The organism is Mycobacterium sp. DHQP2018-32-09, assembly GCF_058148405.1.
Genome location: NZ_JBYVYK010000157.1, coordinates 1 through 434, shown reverse-complemented (window position 1 = coordinate 434; position 434 = coordinate 1). Strand labels below are relative to the sequence as shown.

1 protein-coding gene is annotated in these 434 nt (G+C 63.4%); it reads right to left on the bottom strand.

Annotated elements, in window-relative coordinates:
* Window positions 1-434 (bottom strand): M61 family metallopeptidase (locus tag AC30CM_RS27130; RefSeq protein WP_490119996.1); only part of this gene is annotated, 434 nt, incomplete at both ends.

The window sequence follows — 434 nt, the reverse complement described above, 5'->3', positions numbered from 1 at the left end:
GAGATCGAACGCCAGCGCGACGAGCGAGCCCTTCGTGTAATAGCTGACGATCGCGTTGGTCGCGTTCTCGTCCTGACGGTAGTACTTGATCCACGCGTCGAACGAGCTTTCCGCGACGCTCTGCTTGAGCCGGCCCGTGCCGCGCAGCACGCCGCCCACGGTGCGGCCGAGCGCCGCGAAATAGTCGTCCTGCGACATCAGCCCGCTGCGGACCAGCATCAGGTCGTCGTAATACGACGTGAAGCCCTCGAACAGCCACAGCAGCGACGTGTAGTTCTCGCGGGTGAGGTCGTACGGCACGAACGCCGCCGGCTTGATGCGCTTCACGTTCCACGTGTGGAAATACTCGTGGCTGCAGAGGCCGAGATACGTGCGATAGCCTTCCGTCGTTTCCGGTCGCCCCTTCACCGGCAGGTCGGTACGGTTGCAGATCA